Genomic DNA, 14282 nt, shown 5'->3' on the forward strand with positions numbered 1-14282 from the left:
CGGGAGATCACGGAGGGCGACATGACGCAGCCACCGGGCGAGTGGCCGCCGCCTGCCCCGCCCTCGGACGTGCCCGCCCCGGCGCCGCCTGTGATCGACTTCATCGACGCCGCGCCCGAGCCGGACGACACCGCTTATCCCCCGTCCGGCGCGTTCGCCGACGAGGCCGCGCCGCACGAGGCGACCCAGGTGATCCCGGCCGAGCCCGGCGGCGGCTGGCAGCCGGCCCCCGCCACCGCGCCCTGGCACGCCCAGCACGAGGCGCCCGGCGAGTGGCAGACCACGCCGCCCGAGCATCTGGCCTGGCAGCACTCGATCCCGGCCGAGAACCCGAGCCCTCAGCCGCCCGAGCCGATCTGGGCCGGCGCCCCGCAGCCCTACCAGGTGCCCCTCGAGCCGGACGGCGCGCGCCGCCGCCGGGGCCCGCTCTTCATCTCGCTGGCGCTCGTCGGCACGCTGTTTCTGTGTGGCGGCGGCGCCGTCTCGGCCTATTTCCTGCTGCGGGACGCCGACAACCCGGGCTCGCCCGACCCGGCCACGGCGGTCGACCGGTTCCTCACCGCGGTCTACACCGAGCAGGACGCCGCCGCGGCCGACGATCTGGTCTGCCGCGAGGCGCGGGACGAGACGAAGATCGCCGACCGGGTCTCCGACATCAAGGCGTACGCCGACGGCTATTCCGACCCGGTGTTCCGCTGGGCCGACCCCAAGGTCTCCGACAACTCCGACGACCGCGCGCTGGTCTCGGTCGAGCTCACCATGTCCACGGCCGACGAGAAGACGTCGTCGCAGGATCTCGAGTTCACCGTGATCCGCAAGACCGGCTGGCTGGTCTGCGAGGTGGCCGGCTGACCGGCCGCCGTACCGTTGAGGCCATGGGTGAGCACGTCAGCAGATGGCCGGCACGACTGCATGTGGTGACCGGCAAGGGCGGCACCGGCAAGACCAGCGTGGCCGCGGCCCTGGCCCTGGGCCTGGCCGCGGGGGGCAAGCGCACGCTGCTGGTCGAGGTCGAGGGGCGGCAGGGCATCGCCCAGCTCTTCGAGACCGAGCCGCTGCCCTACAAAGAGCTGCGGATCGCCAAGGTGGCCGGCGGCGGCGAGGTGCGCGCGCTGGCCGTCGACCCCGAGGAGGCCCTCCTCGAATATCTCGACATGTTCTACCACCTGGGCGCGGCCGGCCGGGCGCTGCGCAAGGTGGGCGCGATCGACTTCGCCACCACCATCGCCCCCGGTCTGCGTGACGTGCTGCTCACCGGCAAGGTGAAAGAGGCCACGACCCGATCCCAGGACGGCAAACGGGCGTACGACGCGGTCGTGCTCGACGCCCCGCCGACCGGCCGCATCGGCCGGTTCCTCAACGTCACGGCCGAGACGGCCAAGCTGGCCAAGATGGGCCCGATCAAGACGCAGAGCGACGGTGTCGCCTCCCTGCTGCGCTCGCCGATCACCTCGGTGCACGTGGTCACCCTGCTCGAAGAGATGCCGGTGCAAGAGACGCTGGACGCGATCGCCGAGCTCAGCGCCCTGCACATCCCAATCGGCCGGATCGTGCTCAACGCCACCCGGCCCGCCCTGGTGGCCGGGGGCAAGGTGACCAAGGCCGAGCTCAAGCGGGGCCTGACCGAGGCCGGGCTGCCCGCCGACGCGGCCACCGTCACCGGCCTGGCGACCGAGGTCCGGGCCCACCAGACCCGGCAGGAGCTGGAAGAGACCTTGCGCACGGAACTGACCGAGACGGGCCGCCCCCTGGTCGAGCTTCCACTGCTGTCCGGCGGGGTCGACCAGGCCGGGCTGGACGAACTGGCCGCGGCGCTCATGCGTGCGTGACCGGCCACAGTCACCGTGCGCCGGATCAACTACGGCCTACCATTGAGTAGTGGCTGAAGTGAGCACGCAACGACTCGATGTCGACGGTCTGCTCGCCGACCCGTCCACCCGCATCGTCGTGTGCTGCGGCGCCGGCGGGGTGGGCAAGACGACCACCGCGGCCGCGCTCGGGCTGCGGGCGGCCGAGGTGCACGGGCGCCGCACGGTGGTGCTCACCATCGACCCGGCCCGCCGGCTGGCCCAGTCCATGGGCCTCAGCGAGCTCGACAACACCCCGCGCCAGGTCAAGGGCATCGACGGCGACAACGGCGGCGAGCTGCACGCCATGATGCTCGACATGAAGCGCACCTTCGACGAGGTGGTGCAGCAGCACACCACGCCGCAGCGCGCTCAAGAGATCTTCGCCAACCCGTTCTACCAGGCCATGAGCTCCACCTTCGCCGGCACGCAGGAATACATGGCGATGGAGAAGCTGGGTCAGCTGCGGGCCACCGACGAGTGGGACCTGATCGTGGTCGACACGCCGCCGTCGCGCTCGGCGCTCGACTTCCTCGACGCGCCGGCCCGGTTGTCCCGCTTCCTGGACGGCCGGATGCTGCGCATGCTGCTGGCTCCGGCCCGCGGCGGCCGCAGCATGTTCAGCCTGGTCACTGCATCTTTCGGACTTTTTTCCCGTACGGTGCAAAAGGTCCTGGGCGCCCAGTTGCTCACCGACCTGTCCGGGTTCGTGGCCGCGCTCGACTCGATGTTCGGCGGCTTCCGGCAGCGGGCCGACCAGACGTACCGGATCCTGCAGGACCCGCAGACCGCGTTCCTGCTGGTGGCCGCGCCCGAACGGGATGCCGTACGCGAAGCCGCCTATTTCGCCGAGCGCCTGGTCGCCGAGCGGATGCCGCTGGCCGGCCTGGTCCTCAACCGCATGCACCGCTCCGAGGTGCCCGGGCTCTCGGCCGAGGCGTCGCTGGCCGCGGCCGAGGCGCTGACCGCCGCCGGTGACCAGCCGCTGACCGCCGACGCGCTGCGCATTCACGCCGACCTGGTGCGCCAGACCGAGCGCGAGCAGCTGGTCGCGGCCAAGTTCATCGACGCCTTCCCGGCCGTGCCGACGGTGTCGGTCACGGCACAGCCCGCCGACGTGCATGACGTCGACGGGCTGCGGACGATCGGCTCGCTCCTGGCGTGAGGCTCAGCGGGTGGGGACCAGCACCTTGTCGGCGCCCTTGTCCTTCATCGCGGCCTCGAACATCTTGCGCCAGCTCGCCACGTGCGGGTGACGGCGCAGCAGCGCCCGCCGCTCCCGCTCGGTCATGCCTCCCCAGACGCCGAACTCGATCCTGTTGTCCAGGGCATCGGCGAGGCACTCGTAGCGGACCGGGCAGCTGCGGCAGATTCTCTTCGCCACGTTCTGCTCGGCGCCCTGCACGAACAGCGCGTCAGGGTCGCCACTCTGACACGCCGCCATGCTGGGCCAGTCGCTGATCATCCCCATGTGTAAACGTCCCCCCTTGCGTTACCCCCTGACGTCCACCGCCCTTTTGTCCCCCGGGCCGTGCGGACGTCGTGCGACAAGCTCGCCGGACCATCATGCTCCGTAGTCGGGCGATTACGCAACGTTGTACCTGAAATACGTACAGCTCGGTGGTTCCGGGCAAACGCCACGAAGCTCAGGACGCCCGCTCCGGTGCGGACCCGGTGCGCTTCCCGGATATCCCCCCAAGATCTCGGCGGACGGGGCAGACTAATCGGGGCGAAGCGTGACCTTTCCGATGGGTCGTCACGTGCTTTCTTCGCGTACCCTGCTCGGGTGACCTCCTGGATGCGCAGACGCGATCACAACATTTTCGCCAACGCGACCTCGTTGCTGATCTGCGGCTTACTCGCCGGCGTCGTCGTCGCGGCCGCCGCTTTCCCCGCCGCCGCGATGTCCGGCCTGGCCGCCAAGGCCGGCGGCGAGACCTTCGCGCAGCTGCCCAGTGAGCTCAAGGACTTCAGCTCCCCGCAGATCACCCGGATCTACGCCGCGGACAAGAAGACGCAGATCTCCCAGTTCTACGACGAGTTCCGCAGCGACGTCCGCCTCAAGGACATGGCGAAGTTCATGCCCGACGCGATGGTCGCCGCCGAGGACCGCGAGTTCTACAACCACAACGGCGTCGACCTCAAGGGTGTCGCCCGCGCGTTCGTCAACAACAGCGGCAAGTCGGAGTCCAAGCAGGGCGCCTCGACGATCACCATGCAGTACGTGCGGATGTCGCTGGCCTACTCGGCCACCAACCCGCAAGAGGTCGTCGACGCCACCAAGGACACCCCGAAGCGCAAAGTCACCGAGATGAAGTACGCGCTCCAGGTCGAGAAAGAGCTCAGCAAAGAGCAGATCATCGAGCGCTACCTCAACATCGCGCCGTTCGGCAACCAGACCTACGGGGTCTACGCGGCCAGCCAGGTCTACTTCAACAAGAAGCCCAAGGACCTGACGGCCGGCCAGGCCGCGATGCTGGCCGGCATGGTCAAGGCGCCCTCGAGCTTCAACCCGACCACCAAGGCCGGGTACGACCAGATCAAGCAGCGCCGCGACAACTACATCCTCCCGGCCATGGTCGAGCTGGGGAAGATCACCCAGGCCGAGGCTGACAAGGCCAAGAAAGAGGCGATCCCGCGCCAGGTCAAGCCGGTCGGCAACGGCTGTGTGTCGGTGGCCAACAACAACTGGGGCTTCTTCTGCGACTACTTCTACCGCTGGTGGATGGAGCAGGAGGCCTTCGGCGCCACCCCGTTCGACCGGGAACGCCGCCTCAAGAGCGGTGGCTACCGCATCATCACGACGCTCGACCTCAACGCGCAGGCCGACGCCCGCAAGCGGATCAACAAGCGGATCAAGGACGACAACAAGAACGCCCTGCTGCTGGCCGCGACCGAGCCCGGCACCGGCAAGGTGCGCCTGCTGGCGGCCAACCGCAAGTACAAGCTGCCCGACCCGGCCAAGCCGAACCCGCTGTCCTCGGACAAGAAGAAGGCCAAGGCGGGCGTACGCGCGACGTACCCCAACACGACCAACCCGCTGCTCAGCGGCGGCGGTGACATCAACGGATACCAGGCCGGCTCGGTGTTCAAGATCTTCACGATCATCGCCGCGCTAGAGAAGGGCTACCCGCTGGCCTACCCGATCAAGGCCGAGAAGCGCTACAAATCGGGTTACATCATCAGCTCCCGCAGCGACTCGGCCTGCCCCGGCACCCACTTCTGGTGCCCGAGCAACTCGGGCGGCGGCGGTGAGGGCGTCTACAACATGCACTCGGCCTTCGCGAAGTCCATCAACACGTACTTCGTGCCCCTCGAGGAACAGGTCGGCGCCGAGAACGTGGTGGCCGTGGCCAAACGGTTCGGTGTCCAGTTCCGCGTCAAGCAGGACGCCGACTTCGCCAACAACACGGTGGCGGCCAACCAATGGGGCGCCTTCACCCTGGGCGTGAGCGCCTCGACCCCGCTCGACATGGCCAACGCGTACGCCACCCTGGCCGGCGACGGCATGTACTGCGAGCCGACGCCGATCGAACAGATCACCACCCAGGACGGCAACAAGCTCGACATCGGCAAACCCCGCTGCATCAGGGCGACCAGCAAAGACGTGGCCCGAGCGGCGCTGGACGCCGCCCGCTGCCCGGTCGGCGACTCGGCCCAGATGGGCCGCTGCAACGGCGCCACCGCCCGCCAGACCAAGTCGACGGTCAAGCACCCGGTCTTCGGCAAGACCGGCACCACGGACGCCGACAAGACGGCCGCCCTGATCGCCGGCACCACGTCCCTGGTCGTGGCCGGCTACCTGGTCAACCCCGACTGGCCCGACCACCGCGACCGCATGTCGCACGACATCGTCAACCCGGCGGTCTACCAGACCCTTGGCGACTTCATGGACGGCAAGCCCAAGGAACAGTTCAAAGAGCCGGAAAACCGAAAGATCGCCTACGGCGACCAACGCTCCATCCCGAACGTCGAGTGCGACTCGATCGACGGCGCCCGCAACCGCCTGGAAGACGCCGGCTTCGACGTCTCCATCGGCAGCGAACAAGAATCAACCTGCCCCGCCGGCACAGCCGCCGGCACGAGCCCCGACGGCCGAACCATCAAGGGCGGCTTCGTCATCATCCACCCGGCCAAGGCCAAAGCCGGCCCCCCAGCCGGCGACCCCAACACCCCCGGCGGCCCACCCTCAGGCCGACCGCGGCGGTAAAGCAGTAAACGCAAAGGGCGGGACGTCTTCCAGACGTCCCGCCCTTTGCGTTTAAGCGACCTGTACAACGGCCGCCCGACGCCCCGCGGCAGGCCACCGAGCCGAACTGGTAGCGGGGCTCGTTCAGGAAACGGCTGCGTTCAGCGCGCGTGAACAGGCAAGTCCCGTGTACAAAGGCGAGCCTCAAGCGGCGTTCGCATCGCGCGTAGAGTGCGCACAGGTGAGAGCCCGGGGCACCAACCATGCTCCGGGCTTTAATCTTGACCACGGGCGGATCATTGCTATCAGCCTCGCTGTCTTGGGCCGCCTTAGCGCCAACCGAGGTTGCCCAGTGCCAACGCCCCATAACCGCCGTTGGGTAGTCAAGGGGTGGTCTTTGGTGGTCTACTCGGGATGCCAACCGAGGAGAGCTTGTGCCGCCGCGCTACCGATACGAAGCAATCGCCGACGACCTGGAACAACGGATCGAAGCCGGCGAGTTTCCACCCGGCTCCCGCTTGCCAAGTCGACGTCAGCTGATCGAGCACTAGGAGGTCACCGAGCCCGTCATCGACCGCGCAATGCTGATCCTGCGGGTCAAGGGACTCACAGAGACACTCTCCGGCGTAGGCGTCTACGTCCGCGAAACAGCCTCAGAGGAGTAGCACTCGGACGCCTCGACCGTGCACAGAAACTCATCACCGACAGTCACCGGCTGGAGCCGCCGGGGCTGACCCTGCTCACGCGCCACCTCGGCAATGCGCAAAGGGCGCCCCTGAGACGGCTTGGCAGAGCGCTACAGGCAGCCCGTTGCCGATCTCACGGCCTGCGTCACTCCTATGTGGAGTTTGAGCTTCGTTCCATCGCCCAATCAACGTTAGGCCTTAGGATCCAAAGTCTGACCGTTCGTCGCAAAGCGCGAACGACCGTCTACCGTACGTGTTCGAAACTCGACATGATGTCCGGTATGACGATCCCCCGCCAACTTGATCCGCCGGACATCGCGACGTTGGGAGCGAACGGCGCTAAAGCCCGCTTCGGAGTCGCATACCTCCGGTCGATCTGCAGCCAGGCTGGCGTGGGGTTCACCGAGACCTCCATCGACGAGGACGTGCTCGCCATCGACGGCAAGATTGAGTTCGCGGTGGCGGACGCCCGGATCCAAGTCAAGTGCACCGGTAAGTTCAAGATCAATGGCGGACAAACCGCTACATGGCCCGCCGACAGCCACTGGTGGAGCAAGTGGCACGGCTGCAAGGTTCCTGTCTACTTCGTAATGCTGGTGCTAGACCCCGACGACCAGCCTCGGTGGGTCCAGCACGTGCCCGAGGGAACGCTGCATCGAGCTGCCGCCTTCTGGGTGCGCGTAGATCAAATGTCAGAGTCATCTGGCATCGTCGTCCCCAAGAACCAGCGACTGACGGCCGACACCCTGCATGAGTGGGCGGCCGACGTGGATGCCTGCTTTGGCTTGCAGGCTGGGGGTGGTGGCGGTGTTCGGTGAACAAGCGATCCCAACAGTGAACGAGCTCCGTAGTTACATGCGGTTCAATGGCTGGAACGAGCAATCCCCTGGACCCACCGGCGCGCTATGGACACGAAACGGCAAACGGATTGGCGTTCCTTCCGAACCCGACAATGAGCTTATTGCAGGAGTAGTGAAGCGACTTGCCTTTGCCGAACAGCGTGACCTGGCCGACGTTGTAACAAGCGTGAAGTACCTACTTTTCGACGTGACTCACCTTCGGGCGGATAGCGACTATCGATATGCCGATGCGATTCCGCTTGAAACCGGAGCCAAGATTGTCAATTCTGCGCGAACCATGCTGCGCGCGACCGCAACGACAGCGCGATGGGAACGGGCACACATCGGATCTAACTACTCGAAGTACGGTGACGACGTAGTAGCTCAAGCACTGATGGGGCACACACAGAAGGGTTCATATGTCATTCCAGTACTGATGCCTCTCCCCGAACCAGAGGGTGCAGATCTCCACCAGCCGGCCCTTGACCTGGATCACGAACAGGTCGAGTTCCACCGGTCGCCGTCGGAGCCTTTCGAGCGGCGCGTTATCCGGACTTTCGCGCAATCGATGCAAGCAGTAAAGGAACTCGTGGTAGATCCCGCCAGAGAGCCCAGGGCGGACGACATGCACGAATTGGTTTATCGCGGCGTTAGCCGAGAATTTTGCTATGCGCTGGCTGGCATTCTAAAGCAACGCTCAATCGGCGAGTTTGAAGCATCCGTAGATTGGGCTCAGGCAGTGCCCGCGCCAGCCACCATGCCTCGCAGCGTCACAATAGATTCGGAGGCGGAATCGCTCGTTTCGAAAGCCGCTGACAAGCTGCGGCAGCAAAAGGTTGACCCAAGCCGAGTATTCTCGGGAACCATCGTTCAGCTTCGGCACGAAAGCCCAGACGATCCATTCGGTGAAATTGCAATCTCGACGGTCCGCCAGGGACATGCTTCGGAAATCCTGGTGCGACTCCGGATGCCGCTATACCAGAAGGCCTGGGATTGGCATTATCAGGGCAGAGCGGTGTTGGTTGAGGGCACGGTGAGAAGGGTTCCGGGAAAGCCGCTCCGGGTTGACGAGCCGTTCCGCTGCCATCCCGTTGATGAAATGTTTTTGGCGTAGAACAAGTTTGAAGCGGGGTCTCAACCTGGCCGGCCGCCCTACTCCACATCCAAGGCAAGGATGAGCGTCGCATCATCACTGCGCTTATTGCGCGGCCACCGGACACCGAGCGAGTCGCTGGCTTCTACCTCTCGGACCGCCCGGGCAGACGCCTGCTGGCCGCCAATTGCGCGATGATGGATCCACACGGCCTGCGACACTTCCACAAAACCGAGATGGATGGGATGGCCATCCCGCAGGAACTCAGGGACGACCGTATGGGCCATGCTGACGGCTCCATCGGAGCGAGCTACTCACACGTCACAGCCTAGATGCGCCGCGCCCTCTGTGACGGCATGCAGACCGCTGGAACGCCGCTCTGCAGGCCCGTAAGACTCTCGCCGACGGGCTCCGCAGTCGCCGTGCTCGACAAGTCGCTACGGGCGCTCTGAGCACCGGAAACGCTAGGCCGTCCCCAAAACGGTCGTGGAAACAGATCAGGACCGGGTCACCATTTCCGGTGCCCCGGCCCTGATCTGGCCAAGCTCTGGTCGGGGTGGCCGGATTTGAACCGACGGCCTCTTCGTCCCGAACGAAGCGCGCTACCAAGCTGCGCCACACCCCGAGCTGCCTGGAAATACTATCCGACGCCGTGGCCAGCGCGAAATCGGTATCCCCAGAAGCGTAAAACTGCAGGTCAGCGCGGTATCAGGGTGAGGACCGTAGCCTCGGGGCGACAGGCGAAGCGGATGGGAGCAGTGGGGTGGGTGCCCAGGCCGGCCGAGACGTGTAGCCACGAGTCGGAGCCGGGCCAGCGGTGCAGGCCCTTGGCCATGGACTTCGGCAGGTCGCAGTTGGTGGTCAGGGCGCCGTACAGCGGGACGCAGACCTGGCCGCCATGCGTGTGGCCGGCCAGCAGCAGGTTGAAGCCGTCGGCGGACATGGCGTTGAGCACCCTTGAGGCGGGAGCGTGGGTCACGCCCAGGTGCAGGTCGGCGCCGGGGTTGGTGGGGCCGGCGACGGTGTCGTACTCGTCGCGGTTGATGTGGGGGTCGTCGACTCCTACGAGCTCTACGGAGCGGCCGCCGGCCTTGATGATCGTGCGGGCGTTGTTCAGGTCGGCCCAGCCGGCGTCGGTCAGGGCTGCTCTGAGGTCTTCGGCCGGGAGGTTGGCGTCGCCCTGGACGTACTCGCGTTCGGGCAGCAGGTAGAGGATCGGGTTTTTCCAGCGGGGGCCGCGGTAGTCGTTCGAGCCGAAGACGAACGCGCCCGGGATCTCGAGCAGAGGGTCCAGAGCCCGCAGTACGCCGGGCAGGGACTCGGGGTCGGCCATGTTGTCGCCGGTGACCACGACCAGGTCGGGGTCGACGCCGGCCAGGGCGGCCACCCAGGTCTGTTTGCGGCGCTGGTCGGGCATCATGTGCAGGTCCGAGATGTGCAGGATGCGCAGCGGCTCGGCGTCGGGCTCCAGCACCGGCACGTCGAAGCGGCGGAGCGTGAACAGGTTGCGTTCGATCAGCGAGGCGTAGGCGAACGTGGCGGCCCCTGTGGCGAGCACCGCGGAACCGAGGGCGAAAAGAGAGCGCTTGCGCATGGGTGACAAGGGTAGTTTCTCCGTCCATGGGAACGCTGAAAGACCGCCTGAACGATGACCTGCACTCGGCCATGAAGAGCCGCGACGAGCTGACCACGGCCACCCTGCGGATGGCGCTGTCCGCCGTGCGCAACGCCGAGGTGGCGGGGTCCGAGGCTCGCGACCTGTCGGACGACGAGGTGCTCGCCGTCCTGAACAAGGAGTCGAAGAAGCGCCGCGAGGCGGCCACGGCGTTCAGTGACGCCGGGCGGGCCGAGCAGGCGGCCAAGGAGCGGTCCGAGGGCGAGGTGCTCGAGCGTTACCTGCCGCAGCAGCTCAGCGATGACGAGATCGCCGAGCTGGTGGCGGGGGCGCTCGCGGCCGGCGGCTTCACCGGCAAGGGCCAGATGGGGCCCGCGATGAAGGCCGCGCAGGCCGCGGTGGCGGGCCGGGCCGAGGGTGGGCGGGTCGCGGCGGCGGTGCGTAAGCAGCTGGGCTGACGGCCTGGGGCGGCGGTCCTGAGGGGTTTTCTCAAGTCCGTGGGTTGCAAGTCGATTGCTTGATCGACCCCCGACATCCCCGGAAAGAGCGCCCATGACCTGCGTGAACTGCGGCTCGCCCGCGATACAGCCGAACGGCTGGTGCAGCAATTGCGGGCAGCCGGCCGCCCCACCGGCCCCACCTCAGTCTCCCGCGGCCGACTGGCCGCCCGCTGCGCCCGCACAGCCTGCCCCGTGGGCCGGCCAGCTACCGCCCTGGCCGGCCCCGGCTGAGCAGCCACCGTCGTGGCAGCAGCCCGTTGAGCAGCCGCCGTCGTGGCAGGCAGCAGCCCACGAGCAGCCGCAGTCGTGGCAGGCAGCAGCCCCCGAGCAGCCGCAGTCGTGGCAGGCGGCCCCTGAGCAGCCGTCGTGGGCCACCGACGCGACCTCGACCTTCGGGGTTCCGGGCCAGTCCACGGCGGGTGCGCCGCCGCCCAGCGCATATCCGGCCCCCGCCGAGTACCAGCCACCGGCGATGGACGCCACGGCCGTGCAGGGCTTCCCCGCCTTTCCGCAAGGCCCGACTCATGTGCACCAGGCCGCCGCGTACCCGCAAGCCCCAGCCCATCCGCACCAGACCGCGGCGCCCGGGTTCAACCCACCGCCGTATGGCTCCGGAGCACCGCCCTACATGGTGAACAGCCCCTACCCGCAAGCACCGGCGGCGAAGGCAGGGAACCCGTTCAGCATCGCCGCGTTCGTGCTGGCTGCGATCGCCATCCTGATCCTGCCGATCGTCTTCTCGCCGCTGGCCGCGATCCTGGCCTTCGTCGGCATCCGGCGGCACGAGCGCCTCGGCCGTCTCGCCCTGATCCTGGCGATCGTCGGCGGGCTCGTCGGCGCCGCCCTCGGCATCGTTCTGCGCGCGCTGGTCACCGCGCGCTGACCGGCCCGAACAGCGAAGCGGGGGTGCGGCCACCAGCCGTACCCCCGCGGGTTGAATGGAGTCAGATCGCGAGCTGCGGCCGAACCGGAACGACCGTCACCGCCGGGCTGGCCGTGCGCCCCGGCAACTGCTGTTGCGGCACCGCGTACGGCCCGAGCATGGATTCGATGGCGGGCGCGATCGCCGGCCGGTCGTTGAGCTGGATCAGGCGGGCGGCGCGGGCCAGTGAGCCCGTCTCCCCGTCGCGGAATCCCTCGCGGTAGCCCTTTTCGTAGCGCTCGCCCCGGCCGAGGGCCCGGCCGAGAGCGAAGCAGGAGGAGCCGGCGAGGGCTAGGAGGAAGAGCAACGCGAAGGGTGTCACCGTTATTTTCCTTCCGGGGTAAATGTACTAATTAGCCGAAAAATACCCCTAGAGCATGGCTCATGCGGTAGAGCGGTGATCAAGTACGCCAACGGGTGACTCCCCTTGCGTCCCAGCGAGTCGGGCTGGAATCTCTTCCGCATCGGACGGCCGGCACAGATGAAAGCCCTGCCCGTAACCGCACCCTAGTCCGCGTAAGGCGGCCAGCTGGGCGGCGTTCTCGATCCCTTCGGCCACCACCCGCAGGCCGAGAATCTGCGCGAGTTCGACAATCGTGCGGACCAGCGCCAGATCCTCCGCGGTCAGTTCGGCCCGCGCGATGAAGGCCCGGTCGATCTTCAACTCGTCGACCGGCAACTCCCGCAGATAGGCGAGCGAGGAATATCCCGTACCAAAATCGTCAATCGACAGCTGTACGCCGAGACCCCGCAGCACGCCGAGGGCCGACTTCCCCAGGTCGGGCTCGCTGACCAGCACCGATTCGGTCAGCTCGAGGGTGACCGCGCTCGACGGCAAGCCGGCCATGGCCAGCGCCCGCATCACGTTGTCGGCGAATCGCGGGTGGACGAGCTGGTGACCGGAGACGTTGACGTTGAGGCCCAGATCCGGGAAGTCGCGGCGCCATTTCGCCACCTGTTTCGCGCTCTGTTCGAGCACCCACTGGCCGATGTCGACGATCAGCCCGAATTCCTCGGCGACCGGGATGAAATCGACCGGCGAGACGAATCCGCGGGTCGGGCTGTGCCACCGGATCAGCGCCTCGACCCCGGCCGGCTGACCGTCGGCCAACCGGATCAGCGGCTGGTACTGCAGACGGAATTCGCCGTCGCGCAGGGCCCGTTGCAGGTCGCCGCGCAAACTCAGATGGTCGAGCGCTTCGGCGTGCATGTAGGGCTCGTAGAGCAGTACCCGACCCGGACCTTCTTTTTTGGCCCGGTACATCGCCACGTCCGCGTTGTGCAGCAGTTCCTCGGGCTTCTGATCGGCCTCGCGGGAAATGGCGACGCCGACGCTGGCACCGATGAAGACCTCGCGACCGGCCACCCGGAACGGCTCCTTCAGGGTGGCCACAATGCGCTCGCCGACCAGTTGGGCCGATTCGGCCGGGGAATCGTGCAGCAGCGCCGCGAATTCGTCGCCGCCGAGCCGGGCCGTGGTGTCGCTGGCTCGTACGCACCCTCGCAGTCGCCGGGCGACCAGCGCGAGCAATTGATCGCCGGCATCGTGGCCGAGGCTGTCATTCACCGCCTTGAACCGGTCCAGGTCGATGAAGAGCACGCTGGTCGGGTCGGCCAGGGTGTTGCGCGAGGCCAGCACCCGCTTGAGGATCTTGAGGAACAGCGCGCGGTTGGGCAGCCCGGTGATCAGGTCGTGGTGGGCCTCGCGGACCGCCTCGACCGTGCGCGCGTCGGTCAGGGCCAGGCTCACCTGCTGGGCGAAGGCGTCCAACTGGTCGCGCTGCTCAGTTTGCTGACCGGCCACCCCGGGCAGATACGCGACCAGACTGCCGGCCATCTCGCCGGTGACCCGGACCGGGGCCGCGATCATCACGCCCTGCGGGTCCGGCCGCACCAGCACGGTTCCCCCGGCCATGGCCGCGCGGGCCAGGCTCTCAGGCGGGGCGTGCCCATCGCCGCAGGTCGAGGCCACACTCAGCCGCCGGTCGGCGCCGCCCTCGGCCAGCATCAGAGCCACTGTGGCCCCGCCCAGCAGCTCGGCCGCGCCACTGGTCACCGCGTCCAGGATCTCGGGCAGCGGGCTCCGGGCCGAGATCGCCCGCTGGATCATGAGCAGCGACTCGACCAGCCGCTGCCGGGTCTGCGCGCTGGTCGCCTGCTGTTCCGTCTCGGCCCGCAGGTGCCGTTCGGCCGCGAGCACCCGGATGCTGCGCAGGGCCAGGCCGAGCACCTGACTCATGCCCTGCAGCATCTGCCGTTCCGCGGGGTCGAACGGCTCGGACAGCCGGGCCACGATGAGCGCGTCGCCACAGTCGTTGCCGAGCGGGTTGCTGACGGCGTGCAGCTCACCGAGATAGGGGACGACCAGCACCGGCTGGCCCGCGGCGACCTCGTGCAACGCCGCCTCGGGCACAACCGGGCCGAAGCCGTACGCCCCGGAGACCCGGCCTTCGCGCACGACCGCGCCCACTTCGGCCTCGACCATCTCGGTGGCCCGTTCGACGGCGCCGGCGATCGCCGATTGCTCGTCCTCGGCCGCGTTGACCATGGTGAAGTACTCGGTGAGCTGGTGCGTCGACCAGGATTCCATG

Annotated in this window: 14 protein-coding genes and 1 tRNA gene; 9 read left to right on the plus strand and 6 right to left on the minus strand. The window is 67.6% G+C overall.

Annotated elements, in window-relative coordinates:
• Positions 1–21 precede the first annotated feature (21 nt).
• From M1L60_RS28380 to bagB, 3 genes are read left to right on the plus strand one after another with little or no spacing between them, the layout of a single operon-like run.
• Positions 22–852, plus strand: a complete 831-nt coding sequence (locus M1L60_RS28380; protein WP_253240586.1) for an Rv0361 family membrane protein — start codon at positions 22–24, stop codon at positions 850–852.
• 23 nt (positions 853–875) lie between these two features.
• Positions 876–1829, plus strand: a complete 954-nt coding sequence (bagA, locus tag M1L60_RS28385; protein WP_253240587.1) for an ATPase BagA — start codon at positions 876–878, stop codon at positions 1827–1829.
• Between the two features lie 58 nt (positions 1830–1887).
• Positions 1888–3012, plus strand: coding sequence for an ArsA family ATPase (bagB, locus tag M1L60_RS28390; RefSeq protein ID WP_253240672.1), 1125 nt, complete (start codon positions 1888–1890; stop codon positions 3010–3012).
• A 3-nt stretch (positions 3013–3015) separates the two neighbouring features.
• Here bagB and M1L60_RS28395 read toward each other — a convergent pair whose 3' ends face one another.
• Positions 3016–3318, minus strand: coding sequence for a WhiB family transcriptional regulator (locus M1L60_RS28395; protein ID WP_097317528.1), 303 nt, complete (start codon positions 3316–3318; stop codon positions 3016–3018).
• 327 nt (positions 3319–3645) lie between these two features.
• Here M1L60_RS28395 and M1L60_RS28400 point away from each other — a divergent pair, with 327 nt between their 5' ends.
• The 4 genes from M1L60_RS28400 to M1L60_RS28415 all read left to right on the plus strand — a co-directional run bounded on the left by M1L60_RS28400 (position 3646) and on the right by M1L60_RS28415 (position 8675).
• Complete coding sequence (locus M1L60_RS28400; protein ID WP_256517302.1) at positions 3646–6057, plus strand: transglycosylase domain-containing protein; 2412 nt, start codon at positions 3646–3648, stop codon at positions 6055–6057.
• A 413-nt stretch (positions 6058–6470) separates the two neighbouring features.
• A complete protein-coding gene (locus M1L60_RS48550) occupies positions 6471–6587 on the plus strand; it encodes a GntR family transcriptional regulator (protein ID WP_253240589.1) in 117 nt (38 codons plus the stop codon).
• 416 nt (positions 6588–7003) lie between these two features.
• Positions 7004–7540 (plus strand): DUF4365 domain-containing protein, encoded by a 537-nt coding sequence (locus M1L60_RS28410; protein WP_253240590.1) that lies wholly within the window; start codon positions 7004–7006, stop codon positions 7538–7540.
• Complete coding sequence (locus M1L60_RS28415; protein ID WP_253240591.1) at positions 7524–8675, plus strand: hypothetical protein; 1152 nt, start codon at positions 7524–7526, stop codon at positions 8673–8675. The genes M1L60_RS28410 and M1L60_RS28415 overlap by 17 nt, the downstream gene beginning before the upstream one ends.
• A 38-nt stretch (positions 8676–8713) precedes the next feature.
• Here the strand turns inward: M1L60_RS28415 and M1L60_RS28420 are convergent, their stop codons facing one another.
• From M1L60_RS28420 to M1L60_RS28430, 3 genes are all read right to left on the minus strand, one after another.
• On the minus strand, positions 8714–8941 hold the full coding sequence (locus tag M1L60_RS28420; protein ID WP_253240592.1) for a hypothetical protein: 228 nt from the start codon (positions 8939–8941) through the stop codon (positions 8714–8716).
• A 261-nt stretch (positions 8942–9202) separates the two neighbouring features.
• Positions 9203–9279, minus strand: a tRNA-Pro gene (locus M1L60_RS28425).
• Between the two features lie 72 nt (positions 9280–9351).
• Complete coding sequence (locus M1L60_RS28430) at positions 9352–10248, minus strand: metallophosphoesterase (protein WP_253240593.1); 897 nt, start codon at positions 10246–10248, stop codon at positions 9352–9354.
• A gap of 26 nt (positions 10249–10274) precedes the next feature.
• Between M1L60_RS28430 and M1L60_RS28435 the strand changes: the two genes are divergently transcribed.
• Complete coding sequence (locus M1L60_RS28435) at positions 10275–10727, plus strand: GatB/YqeY domain-containing protein (RefSeq protein ID WP_253240594.1); 453 nt, start codon at positions 10275–10277, stop codon at positions 10725–10727.
• A 94-nt stretch (positions 10728–10821) separates the two neighbouring features.
• Complete coding sequence (locus M1L60_RS28440; protein WP_253240595.1) at positions 10822–11652, plus strand: hypothetical protein; 831 nt, start codon at positions 10822–10824, stop codon at positions 11650–11652.
• Positions 11653–11713: 61 nt separating this feature from the next.
• On the opposite strand, the gene M1L60_RS28445 is transcribed toward M1L60_RS28440, so the two are convergent.
• Together M1L60_RS28445 and M1L60_RS28450 are read right to left on the minus strand one after the other, a co-directional pair.
• Positions 11714–12013: a hypothetical protein gene (locus M1L60_RS28445; RefSeq protein WP_253240596.1), complete on the minus strand. Its 300-nt coding sequence runs from the start codon at positions 12011–12013 to the stop codon at positions 11714–11716.
• Positions 12014–12073: 60 nt separating this feature from the next.
• A complete protein-coding gene (locus M1L60_RS28450; RefSeq protein ID WP_253240597.1) occupies positions 12074–14281 on the minus strand; it encodes a putative bifunctional diguanylate cyclase/phosphodiesterase in 2208 nt (735 codons plus the stop codon).
• Position 14282: the final 1 nt, after the last annotated feature.

Source organism: Paractinoplanes aksuensis, from assembly GCF_024137025.1.
In the GTDB taxonomy this organism is placed as follows: domain Bacteria; phylum Actinomycetota; class Actinomycetes; order Mycobacteriales; family Micromonosporaceae; genus Actinoplanes; species Actinoplanes aksuensis.